Genomic DNA, 15,669 nt, shown 5'->3' with positions numbered 1-15,669 from the left:
GGCGCAGCTTTTAGCTTCAAAAGTGGAGAGACTAGTACGTGAGCTAAAGGATGACATTATGTTTATAGAAGCAGTATTTATCGGGATACTCTGCTATCTCGGTGCCCTCTCCACCCCCTGGTTACTTGGACTAACCGGTGGTTGGTACACTATCACTCGACCACTCGTGTCCGGTATGTTGGTGGGTATCATCTTAGGTGATATTCAAACTGGCATCATGGTTGGTGTAGCGGTACAAGCCGTTTACATCGCGATGGTTACACCTGGCGGCTCCATGCCAGCAGACCTTAACTTTGTCGCCTATCCTGCTGTCGCGCTGGGTATCATGTCTGGACAGGGCGTGGAAGTAGCCGTTGCTATTGCCGCAACCATCGGTATCGCAGGCACCATCATCTTCAACTTTATGATGGTCATTAACTCCTATTGGAACCATAAGGCGGATTTAGCCATAGAAGCTGGTGATGAGAAAGGCGTGTACATGAACTCCGCCATTTACCCGCAGGTCACCAACTTCTTGATGCGCTTTATTCCGACCTTTATTGCGGTTTACTTCGGTAACCAATACATCGAAGGCTTTATGGCTAGCCTCCCGGATTTGGTGATTAACACTATGACGGTTCTAGGTGGCATCTTACCTGCTGTGGGTATCGCAATTCTGTTAAAGCAGATTATCAAGGAGTCTACGATGCTGATTTATTTCTTAGTCGGTTTCGTTGGCATCGTATTCCTAAACCTCAACATGGTGGGTTTGGTAATGATTGGCGCACTATTCGCTCTACTTCATTACAACTACAAACCAGAACCACAAACAGCTAACGCTGCGCCAGTTCAACAGGCTGATGATGACGAGGATGAATTCTAATGACTGTACAACACAACAAATTTGGTAGTGAGATCGAACCAAAGGTCGCACTCGACAAAAAAGACCTAAAGAAATGCTGGCGAGCATGGATGATGTATAACCTATCATCGATGAGTTTTGAACGCTTGGAGTCGTTTGGCTTCTGTCTTGGTATGATGCCTGCCTTGAAAAAGCTCTACCCGAATCAAGAAGACCGAAAAGAAGCGATGAAACGCCATGCCTCCTTCTACAACACCGAACCGCAGTTGGGCGCTATCATCAATGGTATGGCTGTGGGTATGGAAGAGAAGAAAGCCAACGGCGAGCCGATTGACGGCGAGACCATCAATACACTCAAAGTCGGTTTGATGGGACCAGTTGCTGGCATTGGCGATTCCATGATTCCGGGTATGTTAGTACCTATCTTACTCAGTATTGGTATGGCACTAGCCGCTGGCGGTAGCATGTTAGGCCCGATCTTCTATATCGTGGCATTTAACGCTATCGCTATTATCGGCTCTTACCATCTGTTTATGAAAGGCTACAAGATGGGCGCAGGCTCCGTTGAGATGCTTGTCAGCCACCGTTCAACTAAGATTCGTGAAGCACTGTCGTTATTAGGTGTCTTTGTCATGGGCGGTGTTGCGGCTAGTTATGTCAACCTAGGCACTGGACTTGAGTTTGCAACCAAAGACGGCGTCGACATCAACGTACAAATGATGCTCGACGGAATTTTTCCTAAACTGCTGCCATTAATTGTCGTGTTAGGCACTTGGTTTGCGATGGCGAAAAAAGGTCTTAGCCCAGTAAAAGCAATGCTTTCGCTTGTGGTTCTCTCTTTCATCGGTGTCGCTATCGGTCTCTTCTAATTCTCAATACCTAGGGCACTCATTGAGTGCCCTATTCTTTGGAGTAAACCATGGACTCCCTAACATCTCAAATCGCTCGTTGCCAACACTGGCTTTCTCAACATGCCCTACCTCGATGGCAAAAAGCACAATCCAATCAAAGCGGGATTTTTGCCGAAGGCTTACTCTCCGACGGACAAGAGTTTAATGACGATTTACACAGATTTCGCGTGCAGCCACGTCAAGTTTACGTCTTCGCCCATGCTACAAAACTCAACCTAATTGACGGTCGTAATCAAGTTTTGGCGGCCATTGAACAAGGATTTACATACTTTGGCTCACCATCATCCGGTTATCGTTTTGCGCTGTGCAAAAACAATGACAGTAATAGTGAGGCGATTAACTTATACGAGCAAGCTTTCGCACTTCTTGGGTTTGCCTGGTATTACAGACTAGTGGCTAATGATATTGCTCTAGCCGCAATGGAAACCATTTACCAGCACATCTCAACATATCTTAGGGATACTGAACAAGGTGGCTTTTTTCTGACTGAAGGCAACACTGTCAACAAAGGGCAAAATCCTCACATGCATTTGTTCGAAGCGTTAATGGTCAGCTACGAACATACCGACAACCCTATTTGGTTGGAGCGAGCAACACAAATCTATTATTTGTTCCAAGCTCATTTCATACAAAGTGACCATTTAGCTGAGTTCTTTCAGGCCGATTTCTCACTTGACTTTGAAACAGGCTCCCACATCGATCCAGGCCATCATTACGAGTGGATCTGGTTACTCAACCATTACCACAAACTCACTGGCGCTTGTGTCGACAATGAAATTGATGTGTTGTACCGCTTTGCACAGCAATATGGGCATAACGACAATGGTCTGGTTAGGGACGAGATATACGCCAATGGAAAGCCCTTGCGTCCAACATCGCGCCTTTGGTGTCAAACCGAATACTTAAAAGCGTGTATTGCACTTTGGGAGCGAGCCCCAAGCGACAGCCGCCGAATCGCCATCACTCGAGCGGTGGAAAACATCTTTGTCCATTATTTAGATCCAGCATTACCCGGTTTATGGGTCGATCAAGTAAATAGCACAGGAGAGCCGTTAAATAGCCACTCTCCTGCGAGCAGTTTTTACCATCTATTTCTCGCATTTTCTGAACTACTCAGAATAGCGGATAAGGACTAACATGCATTTATCTATTCCTCCAACCATCAATTACTTAACAGGTCATATTGATGCAAAAAACATTGTCTGCAAAGAAACCACGCTTGGCGAACTTGAAGGCGTATTTGCCGACGAAACCCTACGTGCCGCAAGTGCACAGGACCAAATCATCTACCAAGTAGAAATGCTACCTGCGCAGCAAGCAGAAGGAGAGCTAAACTTTGGTGTTTCGCATATCGAACCCGGTTGTGTAGGCGACGAGTTCCACATGACCAGAGGGCACATTCACCAACGCAAAGAGCAAGCAGAGTTCTATTTGGGCTCGCAGGGTGAAGGGTTATTACTCATGCAAACAGAGCAAGGAGAAGTGTCCATTGAGAAAGTCTTCCCAGGCAGCGTGCATCATATTCCAGGCTTCATTGCCCACCGATTGATCAATACGGGTACCACTCGACTATCTGCAATTGCAGTTTGGCCTGCAATCGCAGGGCATAACTATGATTTTTTAAATGAGGTAGGGTTTAAAGTTCGTGTATTCAAATCGTCAACCGCATATAAAATAGTTTATATGGATATGACTGACTAATAAACCACCGCTTTTAATCATTGATTGCCGCCATTACTGTACAGAGTCTTTGATTAAGTGAGCAAAAATAAACTAAGATGGCAGGTCAGTTTGCATCTGCCATCTATTGCTGTTTTGGATTGGCTATATAAGAGGCGGTACAGATTAGGTTTGAGACTCTGACAAGCTCTGTACAGCATTCAAACCTTATGTTCTGTAAAGCACTTTCACAACGTGCCAACCAAACTTAGTTTTCACTAGGTGCGGAACAAGCGTTTCGCCAGAGAAACAGACTTTGTCAAACTGAGGCACCATTTGCCCACGTCTGAACTCACCAAGGTCACCACCACGCTTACCCGACGGGCAGGTCGAATACTTCTTTGCTAATGTCTGAAATTTAGCGCCCTTTTTAAGCTGTTTAATGATGTCTTCTGCCTGTTCTTTATGTTTAACAAGAATATGCAGAGCAGCTGCTGTATTGGCCATGTTAATGCCTCGTGATTGGTAACAAATATGGGGCCGATTGTACCCGATCAAAATGAGATCTTCATCTAAGCGATGAGTTAATAATACTGAAAATATCTGACTCGCAGCCAAACGATAACAAAATTGATATAGGTTCATTGACCCTAAATGGTTTTACATTACCATGTAAGGTAACAAGCACTCGGATGAAGATGGAATGGCCAAGACAATTAGTAAAGCAAATCAATCGCAAGGTATGCTGATGTTTACTCTCACCAGTAACAAACAGCTATTTGCTATTGGTACACTTAAAGTACGCGAAATCGTCCCATACCAACCAACAACGCAGATCCCTTATTCACACCATCATGTCATTGGAACGGTCACTATTCGTAATAAGACCATTCCGGTGATTAATATGCCCGCTGCGATCGGTTTTCGTCCCATTCAGCCAGAAGAGTATGATTCATGCTATTTGATTGTGACTGACTGTCTACGAACAATAGTCGCCTTTATGGTTCGCTCCATCGAAAAGATTATTGAATGTGACTGGAAGTCGATAGAATCCGCACCAAAAACGGCTGGCAATAATGTGTTCGTTACGGGTATTACCCGATACAAGGATCAGATTGTACAAATGCTCGATGTCGAGCTGCTGTTGTCAAAAATCTATCCTCAGTATGAGTCCACCAATATTCCTATGCTCACTGATATTGAGCGAGAGCGCTTAAAAGCCCTCAGAATTCTGTTGGTTGATGACTCATCTATCGCTCGTAAGCAACTGTCTGATGCCCTTGATAGTATCAATATCCCCTATCAAATCTGTAACAACGGGCTGGATGCCTTGGCGTTAATGCGTGCATGCGCAGCCAAAGGCGAGGCTATCGATATGTTAGTGAGTGATATTGAAATGCCTGGGCTTGATGGTTATGAACTGGCATTCGAGACCCAAAATGAACGAGAGTTGAGTAACAGTTATGTCATTTTACATACCTCACTCTCTAGCGAGATTTGTGTAGAACGTGCTCAGCAAGTGGGAGCACATGAAGCACTAGAAAAATTCAACGCTGGCGATTTGATTCAGGCTATGTTACGTGGTGCTAGCAGACTGGAAGAAGGCAACGTAAGAAGCGAAGTTATTGTCGGCGAATAAGCGCCAACAGTCAGGATGTTAAATTCGTCACGCTTCATTTGCTCAATCTCTATACAGCTTCTAGTATTTAGATGTGCTAAAGTTCATTTAATCAATCAATAAGTCAGAACAAAGTATTAGTAAATCAAGCATCTATGCGTTTTATCCGCTAATCTTAACGAACAGGTGCCTAGAGTAAGAATGCTCATAAAACATGACAGACGACGACTTTAAAAAATCGACGGCAAATTTAAAAAAAGCCGTCCCGCTAATGATGAAAAATCACGTAGCTGCTACCCCAGCAAACTATGCACTTTGGTACACCTATGTAGACAACGCGATCCCTCAGCTAAACAGAGAACTAGACAGCGTTTTAGAAAACTATGGCATCTGCCCACCCGCGGCAGGCGAACAACTCTATAACAACTATGTTGCCACTCGTTCTGAAACCGACATGAGGAATCTTCGGGCTAATATTGAGATTCTGGTGAACGAAGTAGCCAGTTCAATGACTGACACCCTCTCTGACACCTCTGAATTTTCACAACTGATTGATAAGAGCTTCGACAGCCTTGAAAGAGTGGAAGATGAATCGGTTTCTCTCGAAGAAGTGATGACCGTGATAAGACAACTGGTGGCAGAATCAAGAGAGATTCGTAATTCGACTCGATTCCTCAACAGCCAGCTTGCAAACGCGGCGAAAGAGATCAATCAGCTTAAAAGTCAATTAGCCGAAGTGCAGCAAGACGCACTTTTTGATGCACTAACCAGCCTTTACAACCGTCGCGCATTCGATAGTGACATTAAAACACTGTGTCGAGCAGAGCAGAAAATGTGTTTAATCCTTGCCGACATCGATCACTTCAAGAACTTCAACGACTCGTACGGACACCTATTCGGAGATACGGTTATTAAAGGAATTGCTCGTAGGATGCAATTAAGCTGCCGAGAAGGGATTCATGCGTACCGCTTCGGTGGTGAAGAGTTTGCGCTGATTATTCCAAATAAGTCTCTTCGCATCGCTAGACAATTTGCTGAAAGCCTGAGACGAACCATTGAAAAGCTTACCGTTAAAGACAGACGTACCGCTAAGTCGGTCGGCAATATCACTATTTCATTAGGTGTTGCCGAGCTAGAGCCAGGAGAGTCGCCAGATTCACTGATTGAGAGAGCCGACAAACTGCTTTATGAGGCCAAACAGCTAGGCCGTAACCGTGTTATGCCGATTTAGGGCTTAGCATACAAGCAAACATTGCAGCCCCAGCCAATCGCGCTGGGGCTTTTTTGTGCTTAACCGTCTGAGGTGATGGCTTTGATCAGTTCTTGCTCAACTTCATCTGCTCGTTGGTTGTCAATCTGACAGGTGCCAGCAGCTTTGTGTCCACCACCACCATATTTGAGCATCAGTTCCCCCACATTGGTCTTAGAGCTGCGATCAAATATCGATTTTCCGGTTGCAAATACTGTGTTCTGCTTTTGGAAGCCCCACATTTTGTGGATTGAGATATTACATTGTGGGTAGAGCGCGTAAATAATGAAGCGATTACCAGCATAGATGACCTCTTCTTCGGTCAAATCCAGTACCACTAGATTATTGTAAACCTTTGCACAACGCTGGATCTGCTGTTTAAACAAGTTTTCATGTTCACGATAGAGGTCGATTCTCTCTCTCACATCAGGCAATCGTAATATTTCATCAATGGTATGGTTTTTACAATACTCAATCAGATCCATCATTAAGCTGTAGTTAGAAATTCGAAAATCTCGAAAACGCCCTAGCCCTGTGCGGGCGTCCATCAAGAAGTTGAGTAGGTTCCAGCCTGTAGAGTCGAGCACTTCATCGCGACTAAACTGAGCGGAGTCCCCTTTGTCCACAGCAGCCATCATATCAAGCCAGCGACTGGGGAAAGTTTGCTCACCACCATAATGCTCCCAAACAACACGCGCGGCTGAGGGAGCGTTTGGGTCGATAATGTGGTTCTTTCTTTCACCCTGATTGCGTATCACTTCTGACAAGTGATGGTCAAAGACAAGGTGGGCTTGTTCAACGTATGGCAGATTGGTCACGATATCGTTCCCCGTAATTTCCACAACGCCGTCTTGCATATCTTTAGGGTGAACAAATTTAATATCATCAATCAGTTCTAGCTGCCTAAGTAGTACGGCACAAACCAATCCATCAAAATCACTACGAGTTACAAGTCGATGTTTTCTATCCGACATCTGACACTTCCTATGCTTCGAATTATTTTAGGGACACAACATACTTAGCAATAATCTTTGTGCTTATTTATAAGTATGTTGAATTGTTACTTTTAATTTTAGACATCGACTACTTTTTAACAAACTCAAGACAGAAATTTTAGTTCAATCCTCTATACTCGATATGCTACCAATTGATTCAATTGAGGAAACTCTATGAGAAATACCTATTTAGCTCTGGCAGTGTCCAGTGCTGTATTACTCGCAGGCTGCGCGAGCGAGCCAGATGAATACGAAGTGAAAGAGTACACATCTCTTGCTAACCCAGCTGCGGTTTATTGTGTCCAGCAAGGTGGAGCGCTTGAAACGGTGACTGAAGATGCTAAACGAGTCACCTACTGCGTATTCCAAGACGATCAACGCGTTGAACAGTGGGAGTACTACCGAAACAATCATAAGCAACAGAGCGACAATAGCTAATTGCTTGATCTGAATCGGGTTGGCATGAGAAACCGATTCGTTTGGCTAGATGAAAGAGAGAGCACTGTCTCTCTCTTTTTGATCTTAAGTGTACACTGTTCAGTTATGACATTTCTCTGACAAAGGAACCAAGGCGAAAAATAAAATGTGACGAAAATCACTAAAAAACTTCTACACTAAGGCGATAGATGCCATGAAATGCCAAACCTCAACCGATCACCCAGCCGATCACCGCGCCGTAGTCACTGTTAGCTCAAAAGCGACCTTCCAACGAGTTGCCCTTAATGTCTTGGTTCTAGCCGCACTCAGTATCTTTGTGAATCTCTGCTTGCGCGTCGATTTTACTCTACTTCATCATGGTTTAAGTGAAAGCTCTATGACAGAGTTGGCTCAATCACTCATGCTTGCGGTCACAAGCTTGGCGTTCTTTCTATTAGCCCAACGCAATCGCTCTATTCGTCACGCATCGATACTGTTCAGCGGCTTCTTTACTGTGCTGTTTATACGTGAATCCGATGTGTGGTTTGATTTTATATTTCATGGTGCGTGGGTTATCCCAGCCCTTTTGGTCACATTTTCTGCGTGCTTTTATGCTTACCGTGGGGGAAGTGATTCAATTCAACAGCTTGCCAAGATCTTAAACAGTCGATAAATGCCGATGTTGATTACCGCTGTGGTGTTGCTGCTGGTATTTTCTCGTTTGTACGGGATGGGCTCGTTCTGGCACTCCGTGATGGAAGAGCACTATCTGCGAGAGGTAAAAAACCTATCAGAAGAAGCGATCGAGCTGCTTTGCTACAGCCTGATTTCACTGAGTGCAGTTAAGACTTATTACCTTCTCACAAAATCTGACGCTCAGGATCGTACTGGCGATTAAGCTTCGTCAGCGTCACATCAAGCCGCTTGAGCTGTTGTAACGTTTCTTCGCGATTCAATTGCGGGGTGGTCATTTCGACTGCCCTTTTTATCGCATCAAGATCAGCAAGCGTCTCTTCATCCCCTATACATTTTTCAAGCTCAATAAGTGCATTGCGAGCAATTTGATACGGTTGCTCCCTCACATCAGCCAATGGCCGTTTAAAGACATTTGACACGTATCCTTGCAGATAAACTCGATATGTAGTCAGTTCATCGAGTAGCAAAAACACTCGACTAAACTCATTGTCGTGCGGATAAGGTACTGAATAGTGAGCACTGACCGCCCTATCTATCTTGATGGGTAGTCCCGTCTCAGCACATCGCTTTTCCAATACACGCAATAAGCCCTGCTCATCCATCAACGCCTGTATTTCAAATATCCGTTTAAGGTGGTAGTCGTTCGAGACGAGTTGGACATTGATCCCCTCTCCCTTCGCACAGAGACCACTCTCAATCAATTTGTTGGCAGCATTACTAATATTCTCAATAGTGTTGGTGGATTGGTCTTCAAGCAGCAAATATGGTGGATTGAGATTGGCACCAGCAACGCAGCGTTTGAAGTAATCATACATAGCTTGCGCCTCAGTCACAGTCTGTCCTTCAGTGACTCCACCACAAAATAGCACCACCGTTTGACGCAAGTCCTTTGCCGCTAGAAGCGCTATCAAGGCTTCCACTCTTGAGCGACCTTCAGCCGTAATCGTGTTATCGACCAGTCGTTTTCCGAGAACTAGCACAACATTGATAATGTCCATTATTTACTCATGTCTCAATTATTCCTACTAACGATACGAGAAACTGTACAAGTATTGACCTTATCGCTAAGTTAGCTTGGATTATTATGTTGATGATCACACTGGCAAACGTGCAATTGCTCGGCACATGCCATACTTGTTATTAAAAGAGTCCGAAGTAGCGGCCATTCAAACAGGAAGTTAAGTTTATGCTGTCAATATTTGATATTTTTAAAGTTGGGGTCGGGCCTTCCAGTTCCCATACTAACGGTCCGATGCTCGCGGGTTATCATTTTACCCGCCTTCTCGCCTCCTCGATAGCGAGTGTCAGTCGCATTCAAGTGGATCTTTATGGTTCACTCTCCTTAACGGGTAAAGGTCACCACACTGATCGCGCGGTCATCCTTGGCTTACTTGGCAACAGACCGGACACCATAAAAATCTCCAGCGCGAAACAAGCATTAAGCTCAACAATCGAAGAGGGAAAACTTTGCCTTGCCGGAGCGCATACGATCAACTTCAGCTACGATAGCGATATTCTTTTTCACAAAGATAACCTACCTCTGCATGAAAATGGAATGACTATCACCGGCTATGATTCATTAGGCACCCAAATCGCGTTCGAGACTTATTATTCTGTGGGTGGTGGCTTTATCGCAACAGAAAAAGAGCTCAAAGAAGGCGGTGGTCAAAACGAAGTTGACGTTCCTTTCCCGTTTACCAGCGCAGATCAAATGCTAGAAATGGCAGAAGCAAATGGTTTAAGCCTTGGCGGCATGATCTTGCAAAATGAACTCCAGTTTTTCAGTGAAGAGGAAATCGTTCGTAAAGCAGACCAGATTTGGAAAGTGATGACGCTTTGTATGCAACGAGGTTTTGAGACTGAAGGCATTCTAGAGGGCGGCCTCAACGTAACCCGACGCGCACCTAACCTTCTGAAGAAGCTTGAGGCAAATGCGGCAATAGAAAATGATCCGATGGAAATTATGGACTGGATCAACCTGTTTGCTTTTGCCGTCAGTGAGGAGAATGCCGCTGGCGGCCAGGTCGTAACGTCTCCAACTAACGGTGCAGCGGGCGTTATTCCTGCGGTTCTCATGTATTACCACCGTTTTATTAAAGAATTAGATACCAAACAACTCAAAGACTTTCTGGCCGTTGCTGGGGCGATTGGTATTCTTTACAAAACCAATGCGTCCATTTCTGGGGCAGAAGTAGGCTGTCAGGGCGAAGTCGGTGTGTCGTCATCTATGGCTGCTGCGGGCCTCACAGCGTTGCGCGGAGGCAGCAATGAACAAATCTGTATCGCGGCAGAAATTGCGATGGAACACTCGCTGGGCATGACCTGCGATCCTATTGGCGGACTGGTTCAAGTGCCTTGTATCGAGCGAAATGCGATGGGGGCAATGAAAGCGATTAACGCCTCACGTATGGCGCTAAAACGCACCAGTAAGTGTCTTATCTCTCTAGACAAGGTGATTGCGACTATGTACCAGACAGGTAAAGACATGAATAAAAAATACCGCGAAACATCATTGGGCGGATTGGCCGTGATCCATATGGCTCCGCCATGTGAATAACACTCCTAATAAAAAACCCCTGAGATTCGTCTCAGGGGGTTGAGTGTTTTGCTCATTTTAGCGCGATTAGATCTTATCGCTGACAGCGAACACTGCGCTCAGCATATCGTGTCCGAATTTAACACTACGTTCCGGAGACCAGCCGTAAAGTGGATCGGGATAGTCGTTATTGTCTTTAAACGGCATCTCTACTGTGTATGACAAACATCTGAACTGTTCACCCACCCAGTTAGAACCAACCGTCAGGTTTGCCTTGCCTGCTTCGTCTTTATCGTAACCAAACTCATCCTGAAACTCTGGCGTAACCGTTTTTAGGACATCTTTGAACGCTTGCTCTAACTTAGCATGGCGCTCATCATACGATGGTATTCCCTCAGAGCCTGCTACAAAGTTATACGGTATCGCTTCATCACCATGAATGTCCAAGAACATATCAACCCCCGTTGCAAGCATACGCTCTCGCACTAGGTAGACTTCAGGGCTACGTTCCATTGAAGGCGTTTGCCATTCACGGTTTAGGTTGACCCCAATTGCATTGCAACGTAGGTGGCCTCGAAGACCGCCATCTGGATTCATGTTAGGCACAACGTATAGGACGGCTTTCTCGAGCAAGGCACGCGCCGTTGTGTCATCGTCATCCAGTAGTCGCTGTATGAACCCCTCCATAAACCATTCAGCCATGGTTTCACCTGGATGTTGGCGTGCAATCAACCAGATTTTCTTTTTGCCCTCTTCTGGCTCACCAAAAGTGAGTAGGCTCATATCATTGCCATCAAGTGTATGACCCAAGGTTTCAAGCTGACAATGGTGCGCACTTTGCGCCATATGCAGGAGATCAAGGTGACGGTCGTAGGTATAAGGCGCGAAGTAAGCGAAATAGATAGAGCGACGCTCAGGAATCACAGTAAATGTCAGTGTGTCGCCATCAAAGTCTGCCGGAATTCGAAACCACTCTTCACGGTCATAAGAAGCAACCACGTCATAACCGTTCCAACCTTCTGGATACGCTGAGTTTTTCAGATCCAGTATTTTGAACGTGTGAGGCTGTTCAGCTTCAGACTCTAGACGAAAATGGAACCACTGATAAAACTCAGACTGATTGTCATTAGGGATTCTAAGCTGAATATCATCCATATTGGTGGTATTAACGACTTCTATACTACCGCTATCGAAGTTACTGAAAATTTTCATAACGTTACGTTCCTTTTACAAATTCAAGCTTGCAGCGCAGACTAACACAAAGATTTCTAACTAAGAATAGATTTGAACTTGAATGAGTAACTAGCGCTGCTCAACAAATATCCAAGGCAAACGATTTAGATCAATAACATTACATTAATTTATGCGAATCTGATAAAACTTAGTGCATCAAGCATTATTTCTGCGATAATTGTTTCAATTTATAACATACCACAGATTCATTAATATTAAGTTGTTAATTCTGTGTTAAAGGATCTAAAAGAGACTATTATGTGGAATAAACTCAATAAATCAATGATGTTCTGCCAAGCCATGTTTGGATTATCATTCTATGGTGTAATGGTGATTCTAACCCGCTTCTTCTTAGAAGATTTAGGCTATAGCGAAGCGGATACTATGATGGTCGTGGGCGCATTTTCTTCTATCGGACCGCTGTTTGCGATCGCGGGCGGTTTTATAGCAGATAAGTTCCTTGGTGCCTACCGCTCTCTAACTATCGCATACGGCACTTTTGCTACAGGTTACACGCTACTTGTATTGGGTGCTTCAGCAACCAATATCCCGATGAGCTTGGTGGGTATTGCTCTAGCAAGCTATGCGCGCGGTTTGATGTCTCCTTCTTACCCTAGCCTTTACAAACGCACTTTTGCTTCAGAAGAAGATTTTGAAAACGGCTACCCTGTCAACTATTCGGTAAACAACGTCGGAGCACTATTAGGTCAGTACCTATTCCCGATGTTTGTACTTGTTATTGGTTTCCACGGCAGCTTCTCACTCTCAGCTGTTATGGCGGCTTTCGCGTTTGCGGTACTGGTCCTTTTCAACAAACAACTGGTTAGCGTAGGTGCAGACATCGACCAGAAACCAGTTAGCGCAAAAAACTGGATCGCTTTCCTTACCCTATCTGCGGCGATGGTAGGCTTAGTATTCTTCATGTTCTCTAACATGGATATTGGTCAAAATATCGTTTATGCGATTGGCGCTGCCGCGATTCTTTACTTCATCTCACTGATGTTTAAATCAGGTAAATCTGACGCACTGAAAATGGGTACTATCCTAATCATGACAGTGCTAACGACCTGTTTCTTTGTTTACTACGGTCAGATGATGACATCTATGACAATGGTCACCATCAACACAATGCGTGGTGATCTGTTCAACTTGATCCCAATCGCACCAGAAGCCTCAATGGCGATGAACCCACTATGGTGTATTGTTGCAGGTCCAGTGATTTCAATGACTTTCTCTTCTTTGGAAAAGAAAGGCATCAATTTCTCAACAGCCACTAAGATTGGTTTTGCTTTCATCTTTACTGCGATCGCGTTTGGTATCCTGACGATGGCGGTCATGAATGTCGGCGAAGATGTCATTATTCGTCCTGAAGTGTTCCTTGCCATCCACTTCTTCCAAGCATTCGCTGAAGTGATCGTTGGTAGCTTGGTGGTGGCGTTTATTCTGTCGGTTGCACCTAAGCACATCGAAGGCTTCTCAGTCTCGCTATTTTCCGTCGCTATGGCCCTAAGCGGGATCGTTGGTGCGGTATTCTCCACATCTATCGCATTAGAGAAAGGCCAGCAAATCACCCAAGAGATCGTACAAACGGTTTACGGTGAGTACTTCCAGCTACTGACAATTCTTGCAGTCGTAATGGTCGCAATTGCGCTGCTCTCTTCAATGATCATCCGCAAAATGCTTGCAGCAGCACGAGCAGATGAGCAACCGCAAATGGTTGAAGCGGAAAGCTAATTTACTGCCAGTAAGAAATAGAAAAACCCAAGCCATTGCTTGGGTTTTTGTTGTTTGTTGTCCTGGTCAAATCCAGCCGGACACTTTCTCTATTGAATCATGTCAGAGCATGAATCAAACCTGTGATCATCAGGGTGATTCCTACAGAACGAGTTAGACACCACTTCTCTCCCAAGAAATAGATCCCCATAAACAATCCAAATACAATACTGATTTGCCTTAGTGCCACAACTAAGCTGACGTTGTCGGTCATGGTCATCGCAAATAGCACCAAGCCGTAGGTTGATGCCATCATTACTCCTGCCATACTGGCTGTTTTGCGGATCTGCCACGCTGTCTTAATCTCATCTGGCTTACCCGTGACTAAGCACCACACAAGGGCAGGAATACCTATCGCCCAAAACTGCACGCCTAAGTAGAAGATCGCACTGGAGTGATCACTCAAGATCTCTGCTGCTTGTTCAGTGAGTAAACTGAGTGCTTCTTTGTCGACCACCGAGTAACCCGTTGTGCCTATTGCGGCAATCAATGCCCAGAACACACCGACGTTAAAGTAAGATCCCGATGTCATTTGACGAAAATTCGTCAGTGGAACCAGCATACAACCAAGGGTTATCAGTAAGAATCCAAGCCACTGCTGACTGGATAATTGATGCCCTAAAGCCACACTGATTGCGCCGACCATCATCACAGGCAGTGCCCGAGCAATCGGATAAACCACACCCACATCAGCGTGCTTATAAGCGACAATCAAACCGACCAGATAGACCATTTGTGAAATGCCGCTAATGAACAGCAATCCCCAAAATTCACTTGGCAATGATGTCCAGCCAATGGTTGCCAAATACCAAATCAAATAAGGGGTAAGAATGGCACAGGCAGAAAAGCTAGCCGCCATAGTAAACGCGAGCCCAGACCCTGAGTTGCTTTTACCAAGGATGTTCCAGCCTGCATGGAGAACAGCAGAAAAAACGACGAGACTAATCGCCAACAAATCCATTTCAATGTTCCTATTTGAATAAAATAAAGGCTCCGAGATGGAGCCTTAGATAATGAGAAAATCCACTTAACGATTGAGTTCTGCCAGAGATTCAATACTGATGGCATCGTGTCGCCAATACTCGATATCGCAATCAATCAACTCGCCGTGTTGGTTGTAGTTGATACGCTCTACCACCATCGCTGGCGTGCCTGCTGTTGCGCGCAGTGCCTGAGCCATTTCACCCAACAAGGTGCTGGTTGAAATGCGGTAGCGAATCTTTTGATACGTCACGCCATAATGATCGCGATAAATGTCGGTCAGTGAATTTGATAAATCGTAGTCCAGCAGGTTCGGAAACAGCTCTGGGCGAATGTAGTTTGTTACAAATACCACAGGTCTATCTTCAAGGTATCGCACGCGGTCGACTCGATATACGTCCGAGAAAGGCTGCAAGTCCAGCAAGCGCGCGGCTTGTTTGTTTGCTAACGTTCCTTTTGCTGCGATCAACTCCGTTTTTGGCACACGATTTTGCGCTTTCGCCATGTTCGGGAAGTTTAGCGTTTGGGTTGGGTCGTAACGCAAAGGCTCAGGTGAGATAAACCAACCTCGGCGATCTTCGCGATAGATTCGACCTTCCGCTTCTAGCAGTGATAACGCTTCACGCAGAGTGACGCGTGTAGTATCGAACGACTCCGCCAACTTACGCTCTGCTGGCAGTTTTTGACGCGGCGACAGCATGCCCGCTTCAATCTGTTCAACAATCGAATCTTTAATTTTTAAGTATTGCACGAAGTGTCC

At 45.1% G+C, this 15,669-nt stretch carries 15 protein-coding genes and 1 pseudogene; 10 read left to right on the top strand and 6 right to left on the bottom strand.

Annotated elements, in window-relative coordinates; genetic code table 11:
• Positions 1 to 58: 58 nt before the first annotated feature.
• From ACQEXT_RS00610 to ACQEXT_RS00595, 4 genes are read left to right on the top strand one after another with little or no spacing between them, the layout of a single operon-like run.
• The gene (locus tag ACQEXT_RS00610) at positions 59 to 862 is read left to right on the top strand and encodes a PTS mannose/fructose/sorbose/N-acetylgalactosamine transporter subunit IIC (protein ID WP_426950142.1); all 804 of its coding nucleotides are present in this window, start codon (positions 59 to 61) and stop codon (positions 860 to 862) included.
• Entirely contained in the window at positions 862 to 1,710 is an 849-nt protein-coding gene (locus ACQEXT_RS00605) for a PTS system mannose/fructose/sorbose family transporter subunit IID (protein WP_426950139.1), read from the top strand. The genes ACQEXT_RS00610 and ACQEXT_RS00605 overlap by 1 nt, the downstream gene beginning before the upstream one ends.
• A gap of 50 nt (positions 1,711 to 1,760) precedes the next feature.
• The gene (locus ACQEXT_RS00600) at positions 1,761 to 2,888 is read left to right on the top strand and encodes an AGE family epimerase/isomerase (protein ID WP_426950137.1); all 1,128 of its coding nucleotides are present in this window, start codon (positions 1,761 to 1,763) and stop codon (positions 2,886 to 2,888) included.
• Position 2,889: 1 nt separating this feature from the next.
• Positions 2,890 to 3,453 carry a glucose-6-phosphate isomerase family protein gene (locus ACQEXT_RS00595; RefSeq protein WP_426950136.1) on the top strand — a complete coding sequence of 188 codons (564 nt, stop codon included), beginning with the start codon at positions 2,890 to 2,892 and terminating at the stop codon, positions 3,451 to 3,453.
• A gap of 186 nt (positions 3,454 to 3,639) precedes the next feature.
• On the opposite strand, the gene ppiC is transcribed toward ACQEXT_RS00595, so the two are convergent.
• Positions 3,640 to 3,918: a peptidylprolyl isomerase PpiC gene (gene ppiC / locus ACQEXT_RS00590; RefSeq protein WP_038177557.1), complete on the bottom strand. Its 279-nt coding sequence runs from the start codon at positions 3,916 to 3,918 to the stop codon at positions 3,640 to 3,642.
• A 196-nt stretch (positions 3,919 to 4,114) separates the two neighbouring features.
• Between ppiC and ACQEXT_RS00585 the strand changes: the two genes are divergently transcribed.
• Both ACQEXT_RS00585 and ACQEXT_RS00580 read left to right on the top strand, forming a co-directional pair.
• On the top strand, positions 4,115 to 5,050 hold the full coding sequence (locus tag ACQEXT_RS00585) for a chemotaxis protein (protein ID WP_138972171.1): 936 nt from the start codon (positions 4,115 to 4,117) through the stop codon (positions 5,048 to 5,050).
• Between the two features lie 193 nt (positions 5,051 to 5,243).
• Positions 5,244 to 6,260, top strand: coding sequence for a GGDEF domain-containing protein (locus ACQEXT_RS00580; RefSeq protein WP_331427665.1), 1,017 nt, complete (start codon positions 5,244 to 5,246; stop codon positions 6,258 to 6,260).
• A gap of 59 nt (positions 6,261 to 6,319) precedes the next feature.
• On the opposite strand, the gene ACQEXT_RS00575 is transcribed toward ACQEXT_RS00580, so the two are convergent.
• Entirely contained in the window at positions 6,320 to 7,252 is a 933-nt protein-coding gene (locus tag ACQEXT_RS00575) for an exopolyphosphatase (RefSeq protein ID WP_138972173.1), read from the bottom strand.
• Positions 7,253 to 7,447: 195 nt separating this feature from the next.
• Between ACQEXT_RS00575 and ACQEXT_RS00570 the strand changes: the two genes are divergently transcribed.
• Both ACQEXT_RS00570 and ACQEXT_RS00565 read left to right on the top strand, forming a co-directional pair.
• The gene (locus ACQEXT_RS00570) at positions 7,448 to 7,711 is read left to right on the top strand and encodes a DUF333 domain-containing protein (RefSeq protein WP_331418307.1); all 264 of its coding nucleotides are present in this window, start codon (positions 7,448 to 7,450) and stop codon (positions 7,709 to 7,711) included.
• Positions 7,712 to 7,904: 193 nt separating this feature from the next.
• Positions 7,905 to 8,588 (top strand): annotated as a pseudogene (locus tag ACQEXT_RS00565) (hypothetical protein).
• On the opposite strand, the gene ACQEXT_RS00560 reads toward ACQEXT_RS00565, so the two are convergent.
• Positions 8,551 to 9,384 (bottom strand): YdcF family protein, encoded by an 834-nt coding sequence (locus ACQEXT_RS00560; RefSeq protein ID WP_426950134.1) that lies wholly within the window; start codon positions 9,382 to 9,384, stop codon positions 8,551 to 8,553. The pseudogene ACQEXT_RS00565 and the gene ACQEXT_RS00560 sit on opposite strands and share 38 nt — an antisense overlap.
• Before the next feature lie 188 nt (positions 9,385 to 9,572).
• On the opposite strand from ACQEXT_RS00560, the gene ACQEXT_RS00555 reads away from it, so the two are divergent.
• A complete protein-coding gene (locus tag ACQEXT_RS00555) occupies positions 9,573 to 10,943 on the top strand; it encodes an L-serine ammonia-lyase (protein WP_331418310.1) in 1,371 nt (456 codons plus the stop codon).
• A 66-nt stretch (positions 10,944 to 11,009) separates the two neighbouring features.
• On the opposite strand, the gene ACQEXT_RS00550 is transcribed toward ACQEXT_RS00555, so the two are convergent.
• Positions 11,010 to 12,134 carry a M14 family metallopeptidase gene (locus tag ACQEXT_RS00550; protein ID WP_426950132.1) on the bottom strand — a complete coding sequence of 375 codons (1,125 nt, stop codon included), beginning with the start codon at positions 12,132 to 12,134 and terminating at the stop codon, positions 11,010 to 11,012.
• Positions 12,135 to 12,413: 279 nt separating this feature from the next.
• On the opposite strand from ACQEXT_RS00550, the gene ACQEXT_RS00545 reads away from it, so the two are divergent.
• Positions 12,414 to 13,889 (top strand): peptide MFS transporter, encoded by a 1,476-nt coding sequence (locus tag ACQEXT_RS00545; RefSeq protein ID WP_426950130.1) that lies wholly within the window; start codon positions 12,414 to 12,416, stop codon positions 13,887 to 13,889.
• A 97-nt stretch (positions 13,890 to 13,986) separates the two neighbouring features.
• Here the strand turns inward: ACQEXT_RS00545 and ACQEXT_RS00540 are convergent, their stop codons facing one another.
• Together ACQEXT_RS00540 and phnR are read right to left on the bottom strand one after the other, a co-directional pair.
• Positions 13,987 to 14,889, bottom strand: coding sequence for an EamA family transporter (locus ACQEXT_RS00540; protein ID WP_426950128.1), 903 nt, complete (start codon positions 14,887 to 14,889; stop codon positions 13,987 to 13,989).
• Between the two features lie 66 nt (positions 14,890 to 14,955).
• Positions 14,956 to 15,660 carry a phosphonate utilization transcriptional regulator PhnR gene (gene phnR / locus ACQEXT_RS00535; protein WP_138972180.1) on the bottom strand — a complete coding sequence of 235 codons (705 nt, stop codon included), beginning with the start codon at positions 15,658 to 15,660 and terminating at the stop codon, positions 14,956 to 14,958.
• Positions 15,661 to 15,669: the final 9 nt, after the last annotated feature.

This window comes from Vibrio sp. TRT 29B02 (assembly GCF_050113655.1).
Classification (GTDB): domain Bacteria; phylum Pseudomonadota; class Gammaproteobacteria; order Enterobacterales; family Vibrionaceae; genus Vibrio.
Note: the sequence above shows the minus strand (reverse complement) of the source record. Positions and strands in the feature narration are given on the sequence as shown.

Coding starts and splice junctions, on each gene's coding strand:
- ACQEXT_RS00610 (WP_426950142.1), top strand. CDS start 59: ATGTTTATAGAAGCAGTATTTATCGGGATACTCTGCTATCTCGGTGCC.
- ACQEXT_RS00605 (WP_426950139.1), top strand. CDS start 862: ATGACTGTACAACACAACAAATTTGGTAGTGAGATCGAACCAAAGGTC.
- ACQEXT_RS00600 (WP_426950137.1), top strand. CDS start 1,761: ATGGACTCCCTAACATCTCAAATCGCTCGTTGCCAACACTGGCTTTCT.
- ACQEXT_RS00595 (WP_426950136.1), top strand. CDS start 2,890: ATGCATTTATCTATTCCTCCAACCATCAATTACTTAACAGGTCATATT.
- ppiC (WP_038177557.1), bottom strand. CDS start 3,918: ATGGCCAATACAGCAGCTGCTCTGCATATTCTTGTTAAACATAAAGAA.
- ACQEXT_RS00585 (WP_138972171.1), top strand. CDS start 4,115: ATGGCCAAGACAATTAGTAAAGCAAATCAATCGCAAGGTATGCTGATG.
- ACQEXT_RS00580 (WP_331427665.1), top strand. CDS start 5,244: ATGACAGACGACGACTTTAAAAAATCGACGGCAAATTTAAAAAAAGCC.
- ACQEXT_RS00575 (WP_138972173.1), bottom strand. CDS start 7,252: ATGTCGGATAGAAAACATCGACTTGTAACTCGTAGTGATTTTGATGGA.
- ACQEXT_RS00570 (WP_331418307.1), top strand. CDS start 7,448: ATGAGAAATACCTATTTAGCTCTGGCAGTGTCCAGTGCTGTATTACTC.
- ACQEXT_RS00560 (WP_426950134.1), bottom strand. CDS start 9,384: ATGGACATTATCAATGTTGTGCTAGTTCTCGGAAAACGACTGGTCGAT.
- ACQEXT_RS00555 (WP_331418310.1), top strand. CDS start 9,573: ATGCTGTCAATATTTGATATTTTTAAAGTTGGGGTCGGGCCTTCCAGT.
- ACQEXT_RS00550 (WP_426950132.1), bottom strand. CDS start 12,134: ATGAAAATTTTCAGTAACTTCGATAGCGGTAGTATAGAAGTCGTTAAT.
- ACQEXT_RS00545 (WP_426950130.1), top strand. CDS start 12,414: ATGTGGAATAAACTCAATAAATCAATGATGTTCTGCCAAGCCATGTTT.
- ACQEXT_RS00540 (WP_426950128.1), bottom strand. CDS start 14,889: ATGGATTTGTTGGCGATTAGTCTCGTCGTTTTTTCTGCTGTTCTCCAT.